Source organism: Sphingomonas sp. CCH9-F2 (assembly GCF_001556735.1).
In the GTDB taxonomy this organism is placed as follows: Bacteria; Pseudomonadota; Alphaproteobacteria; order Sphingomonadales; family Sphingomonadaceae; genus Sphingomonas; species Sphingomonas ginsenosidimutans.
Window position 1 is genome coordinate 1 of record NZ_LSJO01000343.1, and the last position, 20743, is coordinate 20743.

The 20743-nt window shown below is 66.9% G+C and carries 23 protein-coding genes; 9 read left to right on the forward strand and 14 right to left on the reverse strand.

What is annotated here, in order from left to right:
• The 10 genes from AX685_RS09835 to AX685_RS09880 form a co-directional block, all read right to left on the reverse strand.
• Nucleotides 1–812 (reverse strand): MBL fold metallo-hydrolase (locus AX685_RS09835; protein WP_066488084.1); only part of this gene is annotated, 812 nt, incomplete at its 3' end.
• Nucleotides 813–833: 21 nt separating this feature from the next.
• Nucleotides 834–1475 (reverse strand): DsbA family protein, encoded by a 642-nt coding sequence (locus AX685_RS09840; RefSeq protein ID WP_026189135.1) that lies wholly within the window; start codon nt 1473–1475, stop codon nt 834–836.
• Nucleotides 1476–1477: 2 nt separating this feature from the next.
• Nucleotides 1478–2104: a DsbA family protein gene (locus tag AX685_RS09845; protein WP_056432835.1), complete on the reverse strand. Its 627-nt coding sequence runs from the start codon at nt 2102–2104 to the stop codon at nt 1478–1480.
• Complete coding sequence (locus AX685_RS09850; RefSeq protein WP_018251199.1) at nt 2101–2910, reverse strand: TlpA family protein disulfide reductase; 810 nt, start codon at nt 2908–2910, stop codon at nt 2101–2103. Before AX685_RS09850 ends, AX685_RS09845 begins: the two co-directional genes overlap by 4 nt.
• Entirely contained in the window at nt 2910–3692 is a 783-nt protein-coding gene (locus tag AX685_RS09855; RefSeq protein WP_018251198.1) for a sulfite exporter TauE/SafE family protein, read from the reverse strand. Before AX685_RS09855 ends, AX685_RS09850 begins: the two co-directional genes overlap by 1 nt.
• On the reverse strand, nt 3689–4921 hold the full coding sequence (locus AX685_RS09860) for an NAD(P)/FAD-dependent oxidoreductase (protein WP_018251197.1): 1233 nt from the start codon (nt 4919–4921) through the stop codon (nt 3689–3691). The genes AX685_RS09855 and AX685_RS09860 overlap by 4 nt, the downstream gene beginning before the upstream one ends.
• The gene (locus AX685_RS09865) at nt 4918–5352 is read right to left on the reverse strand and encodes a TIGR01244 family sulfur transferase (protein WP_018251196.1); all 435 of its coding nucleotides are present in this window, start codon (nt 5350–5352) and stop codon (nt 4918–4920) included. Before AX685_RS09865 ends, AX685_RS09860 begins: the two co-directional genes overlap by 4 nt.
• A gap of 18 nt (nt 5353–5370) precedes the next feature.
• The gene (locus tag AX685_RS09870) at nt 5371–5796 is read right to left on the reverse strand and encodes a DUF6691 family protein (protein ID WP_018251195.1); all 426 of its coding nucleotides are present in this window, start codon (nt 5794–5796) and stop codon (nt 5371–5373) included.
• Nucleotides 5796–6233, reverse strand: a complete 438-nt coding sequence (locus tag AX685_RS09875) for a YeeE/YedE family protein (RefSeq protein WP_170172224.1) — start codon at nt 6231–6233, stop codon at nt 5796–5798. Before AX685_RS09875 ends, AX685_RS09870 begins: the two co-directional genes overlap by 1 nt.
• Nucleotides 6233–7162 carry an MBL fold metallo-hydrolase gene (locus tag AX685_RS09880; RefSeq protein WP_197418555.1) on the reverse strand — a complete coding sequence of 310 codons (930 nt, stop codon included), beginning with the start codon at nt 7160–7162 and terminating at the stop codon, nt 6233–6235. The genes AX685_RS09875 and AX685_RS09880 overlap by 1 nt, the downstream gene beginning before the upstream one ends.
• 72 nt (nt 7163–7234) lie before the next feature.
• Here AX685_RS09880 and AX685_RS09885 point away from each other — a divergent pair, with 72 nt between their 5' ends.
• From AX685_RS09885 to AX685_RS09895, 3 genes are read left to right on the forward strand one after another with little or no spacing between them, the layout of a single operon-like run.
• A complete protein-coding gene (locus AX685_RS09885; RefSeq protein ID WP_018251192.1) occupies nt 7235–7858 on the forward strand; it encodes a peroxiredoxin in 624 nt (207 codons plus the stop codon).
• The gene (locus AX685_RS09890; protein ID WP_018251191.1) at nt 7855–8265 is read left to right on the forward strand and encodes an ArsR/SmtB family transcription factor; all 411 of its coding nucleotides are present in this window, start codon (nt 7855–7857) and stop codon (nt 8263–8265) included. Before AX685_RS09885 ends, AX685_RS09890 begins: the two co-directional genes overlap by 4 nt.
• A 28-nt stretch (nt 8266–8293) precedes the next feature.
• Nucleotides 8294–8839: a DsrE family protein gene (locus AX685_RS09895; protein ID WP_101750168.1), complete on the forward strand. Its 546-nt coding sequence runs from the start codon at nt 8294–8296 to the stop codon at nt 8837–8839.
• 261 nt (nt 8840–9100) lie between these two features.
• Here the strand turns inward: AX685_RS09895 and AX685_RS09900 are convergent, their stop codons facing one another.
• A complete protein-coding gene (locus AX685_RS09900) occupies nt 9101–9724 on the reverse strand; it encodes a recombinase family protein (protein WP_170172280.1) in 624 nt (207 codons plus the stop codon).
• Nucleotides 9725–10003: 279 nt separating this feature from the next.
• Here AX685_RS09900 and AX685_RS09905 point away from each other — a divergent pair, with 279 nt between their 5' ends.
• From AX685_RS09905 to AX685_RS09920, 3 genes are all read left to right on the forward strand, one after another.
• The gene (locus tag AX685_RS09905) at nt 10004–10252 is read left to right on the forward strand and encodes an AbrB/MazE/SpoVT family DNA-binding domain-containing protein (RefSeq protein WP_066488085.1); all 249 of its coding nucleotides are present in this window, start codon (nt 10004–10006) and stop codon (nt 10250–10252) included.
• Nucleotides 10245–10634: a type II toxin-antitoxin system VapC family toxin gene (locus tag AX685_RS23515; protein ID WP_066488088.1), complete on the forward strand. Its 390-nt coding sequence runs from the start codon at nt 10245–10247 to the stop codon at nt 10632–10634. The genes AX685_RS09905 and AX685_RS23515 overlap by 8 nt, the downstream gene beginning before the upstream one ends.
• A gap of 1149 nt (nt 10635–11783) precedes the next feature.
• The gene (locus AX685_RS09920; RefSeq protein ID WP_066488092.1) at nt 11784–12044 is read left to right on the forward strand and encodes a hypothetical protein; all 261 of its coding nucleotides are present in this window, start codon (nt 11784–11786) and stop codon (nt 12042–12044) included.
• 145 nt (nt 12045–12189) lie between these two features.
• On the opposite strand, the gene AX685_RS09925 is transcribed toward AX685_RS09920, so the two are convergent.
• The 3 genes from AX685_RS09925 to AX685_RS09935 form a co-directional block, all read right to left on the reverse strand.
• Nucleotides 12190–13086, reverse strand: coding sequence for a 3'-5' exonuclease (locus tag AX685_RS09925; RefSeq protein WP_066488094.1), 897 nt, complete (start codon nt 13084–13086; stop codon nt 12190–12192).
• A 77-nt stretch (nt 13087–13163) separates the two neighbouring features.
• Nucleotides 13164–13823, reverse strand: a complete 660-nt coding sequence (locus AX685_RS09930; protein ID WP_066488095.1) for a MobA/MobL family protein — start codon at nt 13821–13823, stop codon at nt 13164–13166.
• Between the two features lie 173 nt (nt 13824–13996).
• Complete coding sequence (locus AX685_RS09935) at nt 13997–16750, reverse strand: hypothetical protein (protein WP_156445751.1); 2754 nt, start codon at nt 16748–16750, stop codon at nt 13997–13999.
• Between the two features lie 448 nt (nt 16751–17198).
• On the opposite strand from AX685_RS09935, the gene AX685_RS09940 reads away from it, so the two are divergent.
• From AX685_RS09940 to AX685_RS09950, 3 genes are all read left to right on the forward strand, one after another.
• Entirely contained in the window at nt 17199–18077 is an 879-nt protein-coding gene (locus AX685_RS09940; RefSeq protein ID WP_066488098.1) for a hypothetical protein, read from the forward strand.
• A complete protein-coding gene (locus AX685_RS09945; RefSeq protein WP_156445752.1) occupies nt 18077–18352 on the forward strand; it encodes a hypothetical protein in 276 nt (91 codons plus the stop codon). Before AX685_RS09940 ends, AX685_RS09945 begins: the two co-directional genes overlap by 1 nt.
• Nucleotides 18353–18489: 137 nt before the next feature.
• Nucleotides 18490–20715, forward strand: coding sequence for a hypothetical protein (locus AX685_RS09950; protein ID WP_197418556.1), 2226 nt, complete (start codon nt 18490–18492; stop codon nt 20713–20715).
• Nucleotides 20716–20743 lie beyond the last annotated feature (28 nt).

The window sequence follows — 20743 nt, forward strand, 5'->3', positions numbered from 1 at the left end:
CCGCCGCGGATGTTCACCTGGAGCGCGGCAAGCATCAGGTCCGGCAGCGGCAGGGTTGCGTCGCGCTTCTCGCGGGTGGCGACGAACTCGGCCTCACCGATGCCGTTGTGCACATGGATGTTGTCACGACGCTGGTCCGCCACGGTCGATCGTCCAAAGACTTCGCGCCCGTCCTTGCCGTAGTCGTGGCCGACATAGGTCGCGGTGCTGGGCGGCAGTTCGAGGATCGCCCGGATCGAGCGCCACAGCGCGCGCGCGTTGCCGCCTGGAAAGTCAGCCCGACTGGTGCCGCTGTCGGGCACCATCAGCGTGTCGTGGACGAACGCCGCGTCGCCGACGACGTAGGTGATCGAGGCGAGCGTGTGGCCGGGCGACAGCATGACGTGCGCGTCGAGCGAGCCGATCCTGAACTGCTCGCCATCGGCGAACAGGCGATCCCACTGGCTACCATCGACGGGCAGGTCGGGCAGGCAGTAGATGTCCTGCCAGAGCTTCTGCACCTCCACGACCTTGGTGCCGATCGCGGTTTTGCCCCCTGTCTTTTCCGCGAGATACGGCGCGGCCGAGAAGTGATCGGCATGGGGATGGGTATCGAGCACCCATTCCACAGTAAGTCCCTTGGCGCGGACATATTCGAGGATCATATCGGCATTGTCGGTTGCGGTCGCACCGGCACGGGGATCGAAGTCGAGGACCGGATCGATAATCGCGGCGGTCTTCGTGGCTTCGTCGACCACGACATACTGGAAGCTGCCGGTGCGCTCGTCATGGAGCGACGCAACCGTCATGCCCTTGTGATTATACTCGATCATGTTTCGTATCCTCTCGCATCGTCAGCTTTCTTCCCGCGCACGCGCGAACAGCCGTTGGAAATCGCTGGCGTCGATCGCGCCCATCACCAGCATGGGACCGGCAAGATAACCCGGGGTGCCCGCCAGTCCGATCGAATAGGCTTCCTGTCCGTTCGCCCGCAGGCGGGCTGCGACAGCGTCCGCGTGGGCGGCAAGCCAGGTCATCGCGCGCAGCCAATCGCCGCCAGCGCGCATCACGACGTCCCGCAACACGTCGTCGTCGATCGTGCGGCTGTCCGTCATCAACGCACGATGGACGGTCGGGTAAACTCCCTGTTCGGCGCACGCGAGCGCCACGCTTGCGGCACGTTCGGATGGCGGACCGAAGATGGGCCAATCCTTGTAGATGACCCGCACCTTGCCGTCGCGTTGCACAGCCTCTTCCAGGGCGGAAAATCCATGACGGCAGGCCGGGCAACGATAGTCGGTGAACACGGCAAGCCGGAGCGTAGCATCGGCAGGTCCGTCCTCGGGCGAGCCGTTACCGGCAAGGATCAGGTCGGCGGTCGGCCCGACGTCGCGCCCGATCGGGGCGGTACGCCGTAGAACCTGCCCGACTGCCCAACCACCCACGACCACCGCGCCCAAGCCGGCAAGCTGTCTCCGATTGAGCGGCCCGGGCATGGTCAGCGCGCCGCTGGTTTTTTGCGCGCTTCCGCGACGAGACGACGCAACGTCGGGAGATCGACAGCACCGGCGACGACCTGCGAGCCGACGATCAGCGCTGGTGTTCCGTTGAAACCGATCGCCTGGGCGATGCTATCGGTGCGCGTAAGCAGCGCGTCGATTTCGGCGCCACGGTTCTTCAAATCGCGTTGCAGACGGGGCCAGTCGACCTTGGCTTTGGCAGCCGCTGCCTTGACGCCCGCGCTGTCGAGCCGCGCCGGCGAGGTCATCAGGGCCTCGTGAAAGGCGGCATGCCTGCCCTGCCATTGGCTCGCGACAGCCGCGCGTGACGCCTCACGCGAGGCAGGTCCGAAGATCGGCCAGTCCCGGTACACGACCCGTACCTTCGGGTCGGAGCGAAGCAGGGCGTTCAGCACCGGCTCCATGCGACGGCAATAGGGGCAGTTATAGTCGAAAAACTCGACAACCGTGACGTCGTAGGTCCTGCCGGCGCGCTTGGGAGCCACGGGATCGTCAACGACCGCCTTGCGCGACAGATCGGGCTGCTGGGCCATGAGAGGCGTGATCGGCGCGGCGAAGGCAAGCGCGGCCAGGAGGCCCCGAGACAACAGGTTGCGACGATTCATCGGTGTTTCCTTGCTAATTCGATTCCATCGGCGAGCGCAGCGCGTGACAATTCACCGAGCTGGAGCTGTACGATCGTGCCGTCGCCCGCAACGAAGGCCGTTGCGGGATACCCCGCCACCTTCAGGGCTTGAGAAAGGCCACGATCGGGGTCGAGCGCGACATGGCGCGCTCCGATATTTTCACGGCCGAGAAAACCGCTGACGATCGCTTGCGCCTCGCCCTGATCGGCAAGAAGGATCGGGACCTCGCCAGGGCGCGACGCAACCGCATCGAGCATCGGCAGCTCACGCCGACACGGACCGCACCATGTCGCCCACAGGTTGACCACGAAGGGCCTGCCACGGAAGCGATCGAGTGGAAGCGGCGCGCCGGACGGGGTTGTCAGGTTGAGATGATAGGGGAACGGGCCGTAGGTCACGGGAGGGATCAGCGCCTGAAGCGAGAACCAGAGGCCACCCGCAACAGCCAACGCTCCCCAGCCTGCCGCCAGCGCGCTTGAGCGGCCAAGCCGGATCGCCAGCATCGCCGCAGCGCCCAGAAGCCCTGCAACGGGGGAAAAGCCACCCTGCCACACGGCAAGGATGGACAGCGGAGCGCCGGTGTAGCTCGACCAATGCGCTGCGACGTAACCGATCCGTGCCGTGACCAGTCCAGCGACGATGGCGCTGGTGGAGACCGTCGATACGCGAGGGAAGCGGAACCGACCGGCCAGTGTCGTGAGGCCAAGGAACACGACGATGCACAGCACGGCAAGCCCGCGATCGACGGCCAGCATCAGCGGCCCGATGGCAATCGCACCCGCCATCAGAGAAACGCGGCCGCGCTTTTCCAGAGCATGTAGGCCGCCACCACGAAGATCAGGACGGCGAAGACCGTGGTGAGCGTGCCGCCCGTACCGAGGCGCTTCGCGATGCGCGTGCCGATCAAGCCGCCGACAACTCCACCGGCGATGAACACGAAAGCCAGCGGCCAGTCCACCAGACCCGAAAATGCGTAATTGGCGGCCGTCGTCAGCCCGAACGCGGTGACGGCGATCAATGACGTGCCGACGGCGTTCAGGATCGGCATGCCCGTCGATCCGATCAGGCCGGGGACGATCAGAAAGCCCCCGCCGATGCCGAAGAAGCCCGAGAACAGACCGGTGCCGAGGCCGTAGCCCAGCACCTTCGGCGCCTTTTCCCGGTTGCACTCCGCCCCCGGGTTGCCCGTGTCACCGCGCCCGCGCAGCATCAGGACGCCGACGACGACCATGACCAGTGCGAACAGGAACAGGAGCTTGCCGCCGTCGACGGCCTTGCCCGCGGTAGAGCCGAACAGGGCGCCGATGACGCCGGCGGTCGCATACATGCCGCCACAGCGCCATTTGACGTTATGCGCCCTTGCATGGCCGATCAGCCCCGTGGCGGCGTTAGCCGCGACGGCGAACGCGCTCGTGCCGATGGCGAGATGGGCGTCGGGCACGCGCACCAGATAGACCATGAGTGGGACGGCGAGGATCGAGCCGCCCCCGCCGACAAGCCCGAGGGTAAAGCCCACCAGGCTGCCGGATAACGCACCCAGCAGATACTGGATCGGTTCGAGGGTCATGCCGCTTTGCCGATCTTATGCGGAGCCGCCATCCATTCATGGCCTTTCAGCATGCCTTGCCAGTAAATCGGGGGCAGCATCCGCTCCTTCAGGAACCAGGCAGCGCGCGTCGGGCGCGTGCCGTTCAGCAGCCACGACGGAAAGCTGGGGAGCAGTTTTCCACCATAGCCGAACTCGGCGAGGACGATCTTGCCGCGCTCGACGGTGAGCGGGCACGACCCATAGCCGTCATAGTCGACAACAGGAGGCTTGCCTTCGAGTGCGGCGAGCGCGTTGACCGCCACCACGGGTGCCTGCTTGCGGGCTGCCGCAGCCGTCTTCGCATTGCTCGTCCCCGCAGCATCGCCCAAGGCAAAGACGTTGTCGTATCGCTTGTGGCGCAGCGTCGCCTCATCGACCTCGACGAAGCCGTTTGCCGCCGCGAGCGAACTTTTGGCAACGACGTCATGCGACACCTGCGGCGGCACGACGTGGAGCATGTCGAACCCGCGCTCGATCCGCTCGCTGACACCGTTCTGCTTGCGCTCGAAGGTGGCAATACGCCGATCGGCGTCGACCGCGACGAGGTTGGATTCGAGCTTGAGGTTGATCCTATACTTCTCGACATATTCCATCAGCGCAGGGACATAGGTCGCGACGCCGAACAGCGCCGCACCGGCGTTGTGAAATTCGACGTCGATCGCGGGGAGAACACCGCGTTCGCGCCAGATGTCGCAGGACAGGTACATCGCCTTTTGAGGCGCGCCGGCGCACTTGATCGGCATCGGCGGTTGCGAGAACAGCGCGCGTCCCCGCTGCAATTCCTGGACAAGCTGGTAGGTGTAGGGCGCCAGATCGTAGCGGTAGTTGGACGTGACCCCGTTGCGGCCCAACGCTTCGGTAAGCCCCGCGATCTTCTCCCACGCCAAACGCAGGCCGGGGGCGACGATCAGGACACGATAGGCGATCGTATCCCCGTCGCCCAGGGTGATCGCCTGACGCTCGGGGTCGATGGTGATCGCCGGCAGCCGGATCCATTCGACGCCCTTGGGCATGACATCGGCTTCGGCCTTGCGGGTCTGTTCGGGGGTGAAAACGCCTGCCCCGACTAACGTCCAACCGGGCTGGTAATAATGGTCCCGGGCCGCATCGACGACCGCGATCGACACCTTGGCGTTACGTTTCAGGATGCTGGCGGCGGTTGCGATGCCCGCAGCTCCGCCTCCGATGATGACGATGTCGTAGGTCATTTGCCGGTTCTTTCGGACCGGCGAGCGAGCGCCGGCTTCAGATCGGCCAGGTCGTACCCGGCTGCCTTGGCCTGACCGACGATCGTTTCGGGATCGGCATGACTCGCCTCCGCCAGCGCCCATAGGGTAGCCGCCCGCGTGCCGCTTCGGCAGAAGCCGAGCGTCGGTCCCGGCAGCGCAGTCAGCGCTTCCTTCATCCGGTCCGCATCGGCATCGGTCGCCTTGCCCGGCACGATCGGGACATGGGCGAACGCAAGGCCGTGTTCTTCGGCGATCCGGGCCATCTCGTGTGCGCTCGGCTGTCCCTGCTCCTCGCCATTTGGCCGGCTCGAAACGATCGAGCGAAACCCCGCCTGTGCGGCGGCAGCGACATCATCCCGGGTGAGCTGGGGAGCAGCCGAGAAGGACGGTGTGATCTTCTTGAAGGCCATGTAATGTCTCCTGTCCGGTCACGCCGAACGGCGTGGGATGAGTGCGAAGCGGTGGATGGCTGCGCCGAGCGCCATTGCAGCGGTGAAGAGCAGCGCGGGGGCAGGCTGGATCGCGAGCGCGGCGATGGCGGGGCCGGGGCACAGGCCGACAAGGCCCCAGCCTATGCCGAACAGGGCGGCACCGCCGAGGAGGCGCGCGTCGATCGGCGACGTGGCCGGCGTATGGAATTGCTCCGCGACGATCGGCGTAGAGCGTCCACGCACGATGAGCCAGGCTATCGCCATCGGCAGGATCGCTCCCGCCATGACGAATGCCAGGGTCGGGTCCCAGGCACCGGCGACGTCGAGAAACGCCCGTACCCGCGCAGGATCGATCATGCCGGACACGGCGAGGCCGGCGCCGAACAGCGTGCCGCTGACGAGCGAAAGAAGGCTCTGGCGCATCACGATACCACTCCCGCGAGACGCATGAGGGTCACGGTGGCGATGCCGGTCGCCATGAACGTGCCGGTCGCGACGATGGACCGCGGCGACAGGCGCGACAGGCCGCAGACGCCGTGACCGCTGGTGCACCCCGCGCCGAGCCGCGTCCCGATCCCGACGATCAGCCCGGCGACGGCGATCAGCCCGAGCGACGTCGGGAAGCGAGCTTCCACATTCACATTGGCTGCGGTCAGCGCCGCGCCCAGGGGCAGCCCCGCCGTGAAAAGCAAGGCCATCATCCAAGGCGCTCCCCCTTCAGAGAGAGCGAGGACACGCGCGAACATGCCGCTGACCCCGGCGATGCGGCCGTTGCCCAGCAACATGATCGCCGCAGCGAACCCGATCATCAGGCCGCCGATGAAGCCGGCAAGCGGCATGGCATGGGGAAATCCGGGCATCACAGCGTATCCAGTGGAATCTTGAGGTAGCGGGTGCCGTTGACTTCCGGCTCCGGCAGATGGCCGCCGCGCATATTGACCTGCACCGATGGCAGGATGAGCTTGGGCATCGACAAGGTGGCGTCCCGACTGGTGCGCATCGCGACGAAGTTGTCTTCGTCCACCCCCTCATGAACGTGGACGTTGCCGACGCGCTGCGCGCCCACGGTCGTCTCCCAGACATACCGGTCGCGCCCCGCAGCCTTGTAGTCGTGGCACAGGAACAGCCGCGTCTCGTCGGGCAACTGCATCAGTCGACGGATCGAGCGGAATAGCTGGCGCGCATCACCACCGGGGAAGTCTGCGCGTGCGGTGCCGTAGTCCGGCATGAACAGGGTATCGCCGGTGAAGACTGCGTCGCCGATGACATAGGCCATATCGGCGGGGGTGTGCCCCGGCACATGCAGCGCGATGGCCTCGATGTCGCCGATCGTAAAACGGTCGCCATCGTCGAACAGGTGGTCGAACTCGGAGCCGTCCCGTTCGAAGTCGGTGCCGGCGTTGAAAATCTTGCCGAAGACGTTCTGCACGCGAATGATGTCGCGGCCGATCGCGAGCTGACCGCCCAGCGCCTTTTGCAGATAGGGCGCCGCAGACAGGTGGTCGGCATGAGCATGGGTTTCGAGCAGCCAGTCGACCGAAAGGCCGTGCTCCCGCACATAAGCGATTACCGCATCCGCCGACGCCGTATTGGTGCGACCGGCCGCAGCGTCGAAGTTCAGGACACTGTCAACGATCGCCGCCTTTCGCGTGGCGGGGTCCCAGACGACGTAGGTCGCGGTGTTGGTCGGCTCGTCGAAGAACGAGTGAACGACCGGCGATACCGCCGCCTTCGCACGTTCAATCTGCGCAACTGCCTCATTCAACGCCGATTCCACGATCGCCTCCAATTATTGATTTCATGGTTTATGTAGTTGTGTAATCCGCTTGCGTCAACGGGCTGCCCGTGCCATCTGAAAAGCATGGAAACGATGGATGCAGACGTACCGCGCTCGTTGCGCATCGGGGACGCGGCCCCGAATTTCACCGCCCGCACGACGCAGGGCGCGATGTCGCTCGATCAGTATCGTGGTCGTTGGGTCGTGTTCTTTTCGCACCCGGCTGATTTCACGCCGGTCTGCACCAGCGAGTTCGTGGCCCTGGCGAAGGCCGCACCGCAATTCGAGGAGCTCGACTGCGCCTTGCTCGGGCTGTCGGTTGACAGCCTGTATTCGCATGTCGCCTGGTTGCGCGCGATCAAGGATGTCTTCGGTGTAGAGGTGCCGTTCCCGGTCGTGGAAGACCCGTCGATGGCGGTGGGTTACGCCTATGGCATGCTTGACGAACAGGCCGGCGACGCCTCGGCCGTGCGCGCGACCTATTTCATCGATCCTGAGGGCATCATCCGTGCGCTCAACTGGTATCCGATGAACGTCGGGCGATCGGTCGACGAGATGCTCCGCACGGTGAGGGCATTGCAGCGATCGGCCGATGGGCAGGCCTATACGCCGGCCGACTGGCAGCCGGGTGACGACGTCCTGCTCCCGCCCGCCTTGCCGTGCAGCGCCGGTGCCGACTGGTTTCATCAGTTGAAGGCCGATCGATGACGGCGATCCATCAATCCCGCGCGATCGCCGATGCGGCGGTCGAAAAGCTGCGCGTGTTCGCTCAACCCCAGCGCCTCATGATCCTGTCCTATCTGCTGGGCGGTGAGCGGCAGGTTGCGGACATAGAGGCTGCGACCGGCGTGACCCAGCCGGCCCTCAGCCAGCAGCTTGCCGAGCTGCGCCGCGCCGAGCTGGTGAAGACGAGACGCGAGGCAAAGCAGGTCCATTACCGGCTCGCCGATGACGCAGCCGCAATGTGCGTGCGCACGCTCGAGGCGATATTCGGCGCCGATGATCTAGCCGTGCATGAGGCAGCGCCCGCTTCCCGACCGTCGCGAGCGCGCGGGGCGTCGGCTGCCACGCGGCCGCAAAATATAGGCGCAGCCGTATTTGCGAGGGTCGGATAATCATTCCGGTTTCGAAAGGACAAACCAGATGCGGCTTCCCGCTATCGCAGTTGCAGGATGCTTGGCCGTCATGAGCAGTGCCGGGTCAGCAGGCGTCACCGCGCAACAACCCGTGATTGCCGGCTATGGCAGGATCACGCCGGTAGAAGGCGCGGTTGAGCGGCCGGACCACTCGCTGCGATATCGTGTGCTGTTCAGTGTGACGAAGGCGGCGTCATCTCCCGACAAGGTCAATCCCTCGCTGGAGAAGGTCGCACGCTTCCTGAACCTGCTCGGGGCGGACGGCGTGCGGCCGGCACAGGGAGATGTGATCGTGATCGTCCACGGGCCGGCGACACCGATTATTGCCGATGATGAGGCATATGCGACGAAAACCGGTGCCACGACGAACCCCAATCTTGCCTTGATAGCGGCGCTAAGGCGGGCAGGCGTGTCCGTTCGAGTGTGCAGCCAGGCTTTAGTCGGGAATGGGATCGCTCCGGTCACGGTCGATAAGGCTATCGAAGTCGATGTCTCGGCTCTCACCACAATGGCGACATTGCAGATACGTGGTTGGGCGCTGATCCCTGACTGATCGTACCGAACTTCCTGTTTTATCATTCCAGTCCGTAACGCGGCCGGTGTCACAACCGTCCGGTTGTGACACCTGCGTAGCACCCCAGCTTTTCCGCGGGTCTACAGGTGTCGGAACCCCGTGTCAGAATGGCAGGTTGGAAGCGACTATGCGCGATTATCCTGCGGTGATACCCAGGATGCCGCTCTGCTGCTCCACGCGGAGACCAATCCGCGGTGGGGTTCGGTCTGCCACGACCCGCAGGTAAAACATGTACGGTACTCAACTAGTCTTCTGCGGCTGAGCGGCCCTTGAGCGGTGGAGCGCGGTCACGCGCTTGACGTGGGCGATGCTGCACCCGGCGAGCTCCGCGGTCTTCGCGATGCTCATGCCCGCCTCGCGCAGACCTACGATGCGCCGGTGGTGGGCGAGGTCCGGCTTGCGGCCGGTGTACCGCCCCGCCCGCTTGGCAATCTCGATGCCCTCGCGTTGCCGCTCGCGCCGGGTCTCGTAGTCATCCCGCGCCGTCTGCAGCGCGACCCGCAGCAGCATGTCCTGCACCGCCTCCAGCACGATGCGCGCCACGCCTGCGCTATCAGCTACCAAGTCCGACAGGTCCACAATGCCCGGCACCGCCAGCCGAGCCCCCCTGCCCCGGATAGCATCCACCAGCAGTTCCGCTTCCTGCAGAGGCAGGCGGCTGATGCGGTCGATCTTCTCGGCCACCACCACCTCGCCCGGCTGCAGGTCCGCCACCATGCGCAGCAGCTCCGGCCGGTCCGGTCGCGCGCCCGACGCCTTCTCCCGGTATACGGCCGCGACATAAAAGCCGGCCGCCCGCGCACCAGCCACAATGCTCTCCTGCCGCGTCAGGTCCTGCTCGTCCGTGCTTACCCGCAAATACACCCGCGCCGCCCTAACCTCGCTGCCTGCCACCTGCTCATCACTCCTACTTGGCGTTGTTGGGTATACCCTTGTGAGCCGGTCATGCAGCAGTCGGTTCAGAACGGCAACTACCGGTCCTACGTAGCCTAGCTAAGCGGACCGGGTCTAAGTAGCTGCTCCGTCATCGATGAACGCTATCTTGGTGATCGGCCGTGCATCGATCCCTGCCTCCACGCTGGCGTCCGACATTGCTGTTGGGTATAAGGCCGTTTAGCAGGTCAGAGTAGCGGATTGGTGCAGATGGAAGCACAGAGGGTCAAGATCGTGGACGGTGGTAAGCTCGTGATCCCGGCGGCAATGCGCCGTGAGCTCGGTATCACCACGGGTGACACCGTTCTCGTCGATGTGGACGATGGCGAATTACGGGTACGTTCCGTACTTAAGGCACTTGAGCGTGCTCGCGCGATCCTGCGCAATCATGTGCCCGAAGGCGTCGGCTTGGCTGACGAGCTGATCGCGGAACGTCGGCGTGAGGCGGAGCGTGAGTAGCAAAGTCGTACTCGACGCCTCCGCCCTGCTCTGCCTTCTGAACGATGAACCTGGGGCGGATCGGGTAGTCGACGTCCTAACCCGCAGCATCATCGGAACACCCAACCTCGCAGAGGTCGTCTCCAAGCTACGGGACCGGGGATTGCCGCTCGATCAGGTGCGTGAGGCACTTGGCGGGCTACATCTCGATGTCCGGCCGCTCACTCCTGCCCAGGCGCTCATTATAGGCGACCTTCGGCCAGCGACGACGGCGCTCGGCCTGTCCTTTGGCGATCGGGCATGCCTTGCCTTGGCGATCGAACTGCGAGCCGAGATGCTCACAACGGACGGTCCACTTGCTAGCGCCGATGTAGGCATCACCATCACCAATGTGCGGCCATAGGCAGAGTAGTCGCACAAGGTGCTTTTGGGTACGGTTCGCCGAAACAGAGAGACCGTAGCGCCGGACGTCCACTGTTATAGTCGAACGTCCATCATTTCAGGACGCTGTCGCAGAGCAAAGTCGTCCACCAATTGAGGGAAACCTACACCTGTCCCGCAAGACGGTCACGAGGAGGAGGCGCTCTGCGACCGATCGGTCGAGAGGCGGACCGAGATGGCCGTGCGCGCCGTCACTCTTGTGTCGGCCGCCCGCGCGGACCCCCTCGACGCGGAGCTGCGCAGGGCGGAGGGAGACACCGAGGAGGCGAGCCTGCTTGAGGACGCGGCCAGGCCCTGTACCGGCAGCTTCGCCACCGATGGTCGCACCATCTACAACCTCGCCCGCACGGCGGCGAGCTGCCGCCGCGAGGCCGAGCGGCTGGCGCCCCCGGGCAGCACAGGCGGCTGCTGGCGCAACCTCGGGTCACCGGCCGCTTCGGGCGGGCAGGACCACCCGCCTCGCGCTTCACTCCGACAGGGTCGACGGGGCGGCCGTCACCCCGGCCGCACTCAGGCGGACGGTGACGCTACCGCATCCTCCCGGGCTCTCGTCGACGTCAGGTCCGATCTTACGCTCGGCCAGCCCGCACGCCTCGTCGTTGACGTCGGTCCTCAGCACCCTGCCACAGGAGGTCAACTCCGCGACCAGGGCCGCGTCGGAGGGGACGACGCGGCTGTAGGGCTACGGTCCCGACGAGATCACGAACACCGTCGCGCCGACCGCATCCAGGAACACGGGCCTCAAGGAGGTGTGGCTGCCATGATGGCCGACGCCAGCACGTCCGCGCGCCGGTCCGCCGCGCAGCAGCGCAGCAGTCCTCCTCAACGGAGACGGGCGACGGCTGGGTCGCGGGTGGCTGCCGACCGCGGCCGTCGGCATCACCGACTAGGAAAACGCGGCGGCCCGACGCGTCCAGGCGGACGACTAGGTGTTCTCGTTCGGGTCGGAATGCCTGGAGAGGTCGCGCCACTGCACTGTCATGCTCGCCGCCGCGCTGAGGGCGACGGGTCGATCAGACATCATCGCGGAACACGGCAACCGCACCCGCCGGCGGTCCGCCGCCTCTATGCCCGCGCCGCTCGCGTTCGCCATGACGTTGGCTACCGCGTCATGCGCGCGCTCTTCCACGAGCACGCCTTCGACGTCGAGCGCAAGACCATGGTGGCCGCTCTGGGGAGGTATTGGCAGGGTAGGGACAACGCCGCCTGCGGCCGGCCCCTGCCGGCGTTTGGCGAGGCCGTGCAGCGGCTGGCGCGCGAGGGCGCGGGTGGAATGCTGTCGAACGGGGTGGCGGTCCTTCCCCGGGCCACTCTGCTGCCGTCCGCCAGGGTGGCCTGGCGCGCGCAGCGGGGCGACTTCGAGACAGCCTGATCTGCGGCCCATCACGTTCAAACACCGGGTGCCTCCGCCGCTTCGCACGCGCTACAATCACCGCAAAGCTAATTTCACCAGCTACGTACACCTCGCCGCCGCCATGATCTGGCTACCTTGCATGTCGATACGGCATATAGGACAGTCACTGATACCGGCTGATCCAATCGATGTTCTCAATTTGAGGATCGATGCCGGAGGACAGTCCCCTCAGCCACCCAGCCTCGTTGGCGATCCGTTCGGGTTCACCCTCGATCCACCACGCGCGGCGCTCCGCCGACCATCGGTATCCAGCCGCCTTTAGCACATCCTTGCATTGGAAGGGTGCACGGGTGGCGTAGAGCCGATGGGTGACGCGCCGGGCGCGTTCGACGAGCGCCGCAGCTACCGTACGCTTGTCGCTCGTGGGCGAGGCGAGCAGGCAGATGGTCGCCCAGACGTCGGCCCCGGCGCGGTGGGCGTCGGGGAGGAAGAAGCCGGCCTGGGTAAGCAGGTGCGCGATGCCGCGACCGCCGCTGAACCCCAATTCGGGCCAGTCAACCTCACGCATCGAGCACAGCCAGGGGAGCGTGGCCAGCGCCGGAAACCGCCGGATGACGAACGCCCGGTCGAACGACGCATTGTGCGCAACGATGGCATCGCAGCCGGCCAGCACCTTTGCAATCTCGTCCTCCCTGAACAACTGACCGATCAGCATGTCTGAGGTGATGTGGGTTAGCCGCTCGATCTCCAGCGGCAGATCCTCGGTCGGATCCTCAAGCCAGGACCGAGGCGCTTCCACAGCGACGACGTCGCCGCCATCGAGATCGATCGTCAGCGTGCCGATGGCGAACTCGATCATGCGATGGCGCTCCGGATCGAGGCCGGTCGTTTCACAGTCGAGGACCGCCAATTTGAAGACGTTGCCCGGCACCGGCATCGAGCGGCACCAGATGTTGGCAGGATCGGGGAGACGGCGCAGCACGCGGTGGCTGCCAATCGCCTCGAGCCTGCGGGCGAGACGCTCGCCGGGGGTGTTGGGATTGCAGTGGTAGAAGCTCATGCGAATGGTCCTTGAAACGACAACGCCCGCCGCCTCGGGTGAGGCGACGGGCGTCGGTGTGATGGTGGTTGGTGGGATCAGCCGGCGGTGGCGCGCGCTCCGACGAACTGGAGCCAGGCGTCCTCGACGGCGCGGGTCTGGCCGGCGTTGGCGAACCACTGCCAGTGCCGCGCGCCGTGGCGTCCGCCCGGCCGCCAGAAGCGCGCGGTCGCCAGCAGGTGGACATGCGGCGTGCCGATCCACCCGCCCTCGGCATCGCGCCGGGCATGGACCGCCCAATCGACGATCATCCCCTTGTCCACGAGATGCCGGAACGCGAAGGTCTCAACGAGCCAGGCCCAGCGTGCTGGGTCGTCGACGGGCGGCAGATCGGCGACGATGTGCGTCGCCGCGATCCCCCGCGGTCCTTCGAGCGAGGCGGCCGCGTCGGCCTCGCGCCAGAGCGCATCGCCCGACCGCAGCTGCGGCGGGATCTTGAGCGGATGACAGCGGCCTGCGGCCAGCAGGTCGCCGCGCTCGACATAGCCGTCTGGCACCTTGCCGAAGCGGTCGCTGCCGCTGATCCGATTGATGTACAGCCAGGACGCCGTCGCGGTGTAGTGGGTGGCGAACGGCCCTTCGGCGGAACGGCTCTCGCGCCCGGCGGCGCACACCGGCCGTGCGTTGAACGGCGGTCGCGGGCGCAAGGCTTGGACCGCCGTCTCGCGGCGGCAGAGCATGGTGATCGTATCGGTCATTGGGGTTTCCTTCGACGTGATTGCACGCAGGCGGCGTCGCGCCGGCGTGGAGCCGTCAGGGACGGGTCAAATGCGTTATTTCTGCATTTTTCCCATCACCTTCCGGCTCACTTCCTCCCCTTTACGTCTCTGTTCTTGGGGGGCGTCTGGGCCATTCAGCCGGCGGCGTGTGGCTACCGGTCTCGCTCTTGCGCGGGCGGGACGCGCCGGCGCTTCGGCCTGGACGTGTGTGGTCTGACCGAAGCCGCGAGCTGTCGGATCGCCTGGCGGTACGGCTCGGGCCAGACCGGCTCGCCAGCGGCGCGGCTGGCGGTGACGGTCTCGACCACCAGCGCTTCGACGCGGGAGTCGTCGCGCCAGAGCTGGAGCAGCGGTTCGATCGTCTTGGATGCGCTGGGCAGCGTCGTCAGCTTGCCGTCATCCGCGAAGGCAAGCGTGTCCGGCCGCGTGCCGCAGTGGTGCAGCAATCGCAGCAGCGCCTGGCTCGAAGCGCCGGTTGCGGCGTCGAACGGCGCGATGCGCGGTGCGACGGTGCGGTGGACGAACGTGGGCGGCGGTGTGGCGCTCCAGCCGCCGAAGCCATCGGCATAGGGCGGTCCAGGCACGGCAGTATCGCGTTCAGTGAACAGCGGGCTGTTCCGTCGTGCGGCCGCGTCACGCTCCTGATGCGCTCGATAGATGCGGCGCTCGACGTCGAACACGTCCTGCTGAAAACCGGGGTTGCTCGCCCATCGGTCTAGCCGGCGTAACCGGTCTGCGTCGAGGTCGCGCGGCCAGAAGCGCGTGCCGGCTTTGGCATAGGCGAGCGGACGCGCATCGGCGTCGGCGACCATCGCCGCAACCACCGCCTGCTGCTTCACGCGCACGACCGCGAGCCCGCGCTGAACCCAGGGTCGGGCCAGCCAGGCATCGTCGGCCCCGATCGTCTTCAAGGCCGCCATCCCGATGTCGAGTTCATCGCCGCCATAGTCGGCGACATAGGCATCGATGCGCATCAGCAGCCGCAGGCGCTCATGGTCCTCCGCCAGTGTGGCGGTCGGGATGGTGACAGCCGGCGTCACCGGGAACGCTTCGAGCAGGTCGAGCCGCGGCCGGTCGGCGAGCGTTGGCGTGTCGGAGAGCAGCATCTGCCGGTCGCGCCGGCGCTTCGCGACACGTTCGCGCTCGCGGCGGGCGCGAGCCCGGGTGAGGCGGTAGAGGAAGTCGTCCTCAATGGTGCGCGATGTCGGTGGCGGTGTCGCGGCAATGAGCGGCGTAGCCGTGGGCACGGGCGTGGAAGCCCGGCGTGTCCGGTGCTCGCGCCGCGTTCGGGAGGCGATCAATTCCGCTGCCGGGCTGACGTCCGCGGTATGAGCGGTGCGGTGTTGCGCCTCGCCTGCCGAGATCGAGCCGGTCCGCCGTGGCTCAGCCACTGGCGCATTGGAGACAGCAAGCCCCGTGACGGAGCATGGGAGCGGCGCGGCGATGCACTGGCCGGCAATGCGCGGCGATGCACTCGGCGGCAGCGCCGCCCGCCTTTCCTCGAAAGCATCCGCCGGCGTGCTCGTTCGTGCCGGCACGGCCGCGTGAGCGGCCACCCTGATCTGCGCAGGCTTGATGCGCGGCTGCGCACAGGTGCTAGCCGGTCGCGCCGCTTTGGATGGCGGACGCACTGTTGCCTGACTGACTGGAGGCGCTGCGCGGACGATCGTGCCAATGACCGGCGACGCCTGTGCCCGCGCGATCCGCGCCAGCGCGGCGTCGCGGATGGTCGTTAGCGCGGCGATCTTGCGGTCGGCGTCGCGCACGGCGCGGCGGAGTGCATTGCGCTGGTGCTTCAAGCGATTGCGCTCATGCGCCAAGACCTGTCCGCCGCGCGCCACGATCGCCGACCGCGCTTCGCCGAGGTGCTCGCCGGCGTCGAGATCGAGCCCCCGCGCGCCGTAGCCGAGGCCGGTATAGCGCCGGTTGCTCCCCACACGCTCCGCCGCCTCCGACATCGAATGCGACCACAGATGGCGCAGCATCTGCACGCCGTCGCGCCCGTCGAGCTCGCCGCAGACCTCGTCGGCGATGTCCCAGCAATAGGGCTCGACCCGCCGCATCGGACGCAAGCTGAGCGCGATGTGCGGATGGAAGTTGCGACTGTCCCCGCCCGGGGGCGGCCGATGGATCGCCGCCGAATACGGCAGGTCGAGCGGATCGAGCACGGTCTTGCAGAAATGCGTCAGCGCATCGACCATCTCGGCTTCGCTCATGTCGCTGTCGAATGGCGCGATGCAGCGGATCTGGACCTTGCCGTTGGCGCGGGTCGTCGCGTCCTCCATCGCCTGCCAGGCGGCGCCGATCTCGACCCAGTCCTCGCCCATGTTCGAAACGATGACGGGCTCGCCATCGGATCCCAACAGCACCGCCTCGTCGCGGACGATATAGTTCCAATGCTCGCGCGCCGCGCCGCGGCGGAACCCCGGCGACCTGCGACCAATGTAGGTCTGCTGCCAGATAATGCCCCGCATGCCGAGCCCGTCGACGACCCAGGACGACGGCGCGCGTGGGGTATCGACGACGACACTGGACCGCACAGGGGACATACCGCCGCCATGCTTCGCCACTGGCGATGTCCGTCGCGCCGGCCGCGAAGGTTCGGATCGGACCTTGAACCGTCCGCCCCAGCGGATCGATGCGCGGTGCATCTCGGCCAGATCCTGCTCGAGCCGCCGTGCGGCGGCGCGGTCCTCGAGCGCCATCTGCAGTTCGACCGCCTTCTCGTGGCGCTTGATCTTGGCCTGCTTGCGCGCCTCGGAACGCGCCTGTTTCATGATGATCCGGCACGTCTCCGGCGTTGCCGGGGTGCAACTGCCATCGGGCAGGACGAGAAAGAACTCAGGAAGGGGTGGGGGTGGGGCCAGGCCGGCGGAGCTGCCCGAAATCGACGCAGGCGATTTCATTTAATGCGCCCCCCACCCCCAAACTGAAACTGCCCCTGCGCACGCACCTTCGGATTAACTGCTGGCTCGGCGACGGTGTATTGCTGATGTGAGACGCCGCTCGTCGGGTTGCGATGTATCGCCGTCGCTCGGATCGTGGATCGCGCCGTCATGCCCGGCACCATCGTTCGACAGGTCGTGTCGCAGCCAGGAAAGTGCCGACCTGTGTCGTGGCGGCGCTGCCGATCCGTGACGTCTGCGGAGCGGGTGAAAATCAGCTGTGCAATGCGGCCCCTTCAACCCATAAGCTCAAGGCTGGGCACGGGCTCGGCGCACACGCTGGATGCCGCCGATGCCTGACACCTCCCTGCCCTGCTCCCCCAGCCCTTGCGAGGCGCTCACGCCACGGGGACTTTCATGGCTGTCGCACCGGCGGACGTGGTCGACGTGTCTCGAAGGAGACACGGCTATGGCGAACGACATCACACCCCTTTCCGACGACGCTCTCATCGCTGCGGTTGAGCGCGAGCTTGCGGATGCGCGGGACGCACGCGAGACTGCGCTGGTACAGACAGCCGTGCTCGATGCCGAACAGGCGGCGCTTGGCTACCACCCCAACTACACCGCCTATGTCCATGGCGGCATGCTCGCCGAACGGGGCTTCGACTCCCAGCATATCCTGTCCGTGCTCGGCTTCCACACGCTCGACTGGCGTGACGCGATCTTGCGGCTGGGAGCGTCGGGATCGCCGGACGATGGGGAGGTGGATCTGCTCGGCCGACTGCACCGTGTCTGTGCGTCAGATCCGATGCTCGAAGTCGCCGGCGAATGCCTCCTGTTGGACTTGGGCCTGCTGAAGCAGGGCCGCATCGATCCGTTCTGGCTCAAGCGTCCCAAGCTGGGGCTGGGCCAAGCGGCCAAGGTCTTCGGCTTGGCGCCCGGACATGCCGATGGTCATCGTGGTCTCTACGACCTGACCGCAGCGGCAAAGCGCTGCCTGTTCGACGACGCCGCGACAGGTCAGTCCGACCGGCGGTTCGGCGCGCTGCTGTTGCCCGCCATCATCGCGGGCGGCGCGCCGCTCGCCGCGGGCGGTGCCGCGGCCTTTCACCGCGACGGCGAGGCGCGCTACCGCGACGATTGCCGCCGCTTCGCCGAGCACCAGCGTCGCGATCCCAGCCGCCGCTGGCGCTGGAAACCGGCGCTGTCGCGCCAGGGCCACCTCGCCGTCACCACCGCGCGCCAGACGGACGTGGCGGTCCCGATCGAGCGCACCCGTGGTCACGCGGCCAACTGGCTGGCCGACCATGACGCCAACCTCCGCTTTAGCCGGGGGGACGAGGCATGATGTCGATCACCGTCGGCGGCGTCGTCATCACCGACGTCGTGCAGCAGCGCGCCGAGCTCCAGACCGTCCGGGCGCAGCTCGCCGCGATCTACGACCGGTTCGATCCCCGCGTTCCCGAGCGTCTACTCGCGCGCGAGGCGGAGATCGTGACGCTGGTCAACCGCGCCGAAGGCTTGCGCGAGATCGTCGAGCGCTGGGATCAGGCCGAGATAGCTCGCGCCAACATTATCGCCGGATGGGAGATCGTCCAGGCCTTTACGGAGGGCGACGCATGACCCCGGATCGCGCGCTTCACCGCGACGACCGCGACGACATCGAAGGCCTCACCCACCGAGCGCGGATCATCCTGCCGGACGTCATCCTGCCTGACGGCACCGCTTCGCCCCACCAGGTCGCGGTGGTGCCGCCCGGCGTGTCGCTCGCCAAGGCGGTCCTGCCGCATCGCGAGATCGACGGACCCGTGTCGACCTGGACCGGCGCGGCGATCGTCGGCACGCGCGAGCCGGACTTCGCGGCATACGTCGACGGGTACGGCAGCGCGATCGTCATGGACGATGCCGCGCACCGCCACATCACCCGGCCGCAGAGCGGCGCCGACATCTTGCGCTGGCTCTACGACATCACCGGCATCCGCTATGCGCCCGCCGCCTTCTGGAAGGTGGCCGGTTGGGAGATCGGCTGGGCCGCGAACTGGCTCGAGGGGCTGTATGCGAGCGGGCCGATGGCCGAGCTGATTGTCGCCGAGCGCCAGGCCGCCGCGGCGGTGCGCGCCGCGTGGATCGTCCAGCGCCAGGGGAACGGTTCGTCGCTCGCCGGCAGCGGCGTGGTACAGGTCGCGCGCGCGACCATCGACATGGTCCGCGCCTTCCACCGCGTCGTCGAAGAAGGGCTGCGCGGGACAACCAACCCGAAGCATCGTGAGAATGCCCGTATGGCAAATGCGGCCATCGCTGAGCCGCTCCGGTCCTGTGTCGCCGCGCTCGAAGCCGCAGCCCAGCCGCGACTGTTGCACCACGACCGGCAGCAAAAGATCGCGTCGGCCATCGAGCACGCGCGTCGGATCGTCGAGGCCGTTGGCCTGTTCACCGTCGTCGGCGAGACGATAGGTCTGCGCGTGATCCGAATCACCGACGCGCTGCCCATCCGGGGACGGCCGAAGCCACTCGCCCCGGCGATGTTCGCCGACGAGCTGCAGGAGCTGGCCGACCGGGTCGAGCGACCGATGGCGGGCATCCCGACCAACGCGCCACCATCGTGGTCGGGTCTGCTAACGGGCGATCTCAGTCGCTTGCAGAACCCGGACCCGCAAGCCCGGATCGATCTGCTTGCCCGGGTGCGGACCGATCTCGTCTACAAGCTCGTCGTCACCCGCCGCCTCGATCGCGTGTTCGAGGCGCTGCCGTGGATGGCGGCCCCCTGCGGCGCCTTTCCGCTCACATTCGGCGGGCCGCTTGGGGCGATGGCATCGCTGTTCGAGGTGGCGCGAGTGCGCGAAATCGGTCTCGAGCTCAAGCGCCGCCTGTTCGATGCTCCGGGCGGACCCCGGCTCGACGCGCGCCGGGGCCGTCGCGAATTCGCCGATCCGGTCAAGGTCAGCCGCGCGCTACGGCTCGGTACCCGCGCTGGTTTCCTGCTCGGCTCCAGTGCGCTGTCGCATCACATGGTGCAGGCACTGCTCGCCGGTCGCTATTTCGATCCCACGCATCCGCTGCCGACGCTGGTCGCAGGTCGGCTGAACTATGACTTCGCCACCGCGATGCAGGATCCGGCGACGATGACGACCGCCTCCGAAACCGAGCTCGCCAAGCCCATCTACACTGCCGCCACCTACCATCGCGATCTGCCGGTCTATATGGGGCTGATGCTGTCCGACCTGCTTTCCGCGCCGCTCGTCGATACCTTCCCCGGCGGCGCGCGTGATCCCGGCATCAACCGGTTCGCCGCGCTCGCCGATGCCCGTCGCCGGAAGCTCAGCATCGGCAGCGTGCCGCTGTCGGTCGCGGACGCCGGTCCCGCCAACCGCGAACTGGTTCGCTCGATGCTGAAGTCGCTCGACACGCCGACCGACGGGCGAGACGATGCCTGGCGAACGGCGGGGATCGTGATGGGCAACGCCGACGACGTGGAGCTGGGCCATTTCGATGCTCGCCATGCCCGCCATGTCGGAAAGCGTGACGATCATGGCGGCGCGGTCCGCCGACGGGCGTCCAAAATCCATCGCGCCCGCGGACCGGCGGGACGGTCGCTCGAGCGTCTCGTCGACCAGGCGCGGATCTGGCCCGGCGGCAAGGGCAAGGCCGTGGCCGACGACCGGCCGCTGGTCGCGGTTCTGACGGGACGAAAGGTCCTGCCTGGGCTGACGCCCGTCGCGCAGACCTTCATCCCTGCATTGTGGTTCAGGCCGGGGATCGACACGCACATCCACGCTTGGATCGCGGCCGGTTCGCCGATGTGGACGCCGCTGGCGCTCGGCAACGTCGTCCATGCGGGCCTGATCGCCCGCGAGGTCCAGGCGGTGGGGACCGCCATGCCCCGGCTGTTCGGGATGCCCATCCCGGCCGGTTTGCAGAGCCGCATCCTGGTGCCGATGTGGACCGGGCTTGCCGGCATCACCGCCGATCACGCGCATGTCCGCTGAGCGATCACGATGTCCCTCGCACTTACAT

What these genes read in the sequence shown, in the direction of transcription:
- AX685_RS09840 (WP_026189135.1), bottom strand. Translation starts at nt 1,475, where the DNA reads ATGCCCGGGCCGCTCAATCGGAGACAGCTTGCCGGCTTGGGCGCGGTG.
- AX685_RS09845 (WP_056432835.1), bottom strand. Translation starts at nt 2,104, where the DNA reads ATGAATCGTCGCAACCTGTTGTCTCGGGGCCTCCTGGCCGCGCTTGCC.
- AX685_RS09850 (WP_018251199.1), bottom strand. Translation starts at nt 2,910, where the DNA reads ATGGCGGGTGCGATTGCCATCGGGCCGCTGATGCTGGCCGTCGATCGC.
- AX685_RS09855 (WP_018251198.1), bottom strand. Translation starts at nt 3,692, where the DNA reads ATGACCCTCGAACCGATCCAGTATCTGCTGGGTGCGTTATCCGGCAGC.
- AX685_RS09860 (WP_018251197.1), bottom strand. Translation starts at nt 4,921, where the DNA reads ATGACCTACGACATCGTCATCATCGGAGGCGGAGCTGCGGGCATCGCA.
- AX685_RS09865 (WP_018251196.1), bottom strand. Translation starts at nt 5,352, where the DNA reads ATGGCCTTCAAGAAGATCACACCGTCCTTCTCGGCTGCTCCCCAGCTC.
- AX685_RS09870 (WP_018251195.1), bottom strand. Translation starts at nt 5,796, where the DNA reads ATGCGCCAGAGCCTTCTTTCGCTCGTCAGCGGCACGCTGTTCGGCGCC.
- AX685_RS09875 (WP_170172224.1), bottom strand. Translation starts at nt 6,233, where the DNA reads ATGCCCGGATTTCCCCATGCCATGCCGCTTGCCGGCTTCATCGGCGGC.
- AX685_RS09885 (WP_018251192.1), top strand. Translation starts at nt 7,235, where the DNA reads ATGGAAACGATGGATGCAGACGTACCGCGCTCGTTGCGCATCGGGGAC.
- AX685_RS09890 (WP_018251191.1), top strand. Translation starts at nt 7,855, where the DNA reads ATGACGGCGATCCATCAATCCCGCGCGATCGCCGATGCGGCGGTCGAA.
- AX685_RS09895 (WP_101750168.1), top strand. Translation starts at nt 8,294, where the DNA reads ATGCGGCTTCCCGCTATCGCAGTTGCAGGATGCTTGGCCGTCATGAGC.
- AX685_RS09905 (WP_066488085.1), top strand. Translation starts at nt 10,004, where the DNA reads ATGGAAGCACAGAGGGTCAAGATCGTGGACGGTGGTAAGCTCGTGATC.
- AX685_RS09920 (WP_066488092.1), top strand. Translation starts at nt 11,784, where the DNA reads ATGCGCGCGCTCTTCCACGAGCACGCCTTCGACGTCGAGCGCAAGACC.
- AX685_RS09925 (WP_066488094.1), bottom strand. Translation starts at nt 13,086, where the DNA reads ATGAGCTTCTACCACTGCAATCCCAACACCCCCGGCGAGCGTCTCGCC.
- AX685_RS09930 (WP_066488095.1), bottom strand. Translation starts at nt 13,823, where the DNA reads ATGACCGATACGATCACCATGCTCTGCCGCCGCGAGACGGCGGTCCAA.
- AX685_RS09935 (WP_156445751.1), bottom strand. Translation starts at nt 16,750, where the DNA reads ATGAAATCGCCTGCGTCGATTTCGGGCAGCTCCGCCGGCCTGGCCCCA.
- AX685_RS09940 (WP_066488098.1), top strand. Translation starts at nt 17,199, where the DNA reads ATGGCGAACGACATCACACCCCTTTCCGACGACGCTCTCATCGCTGCG.
- AX685_RS09945 (WP_156445752.1), top strand. Translation starts at nt 18,077, where the DNA reads ATGTCGATCACCGTCGGCGGCGTCGTCATCACCGACGTCGTGCAGCAG.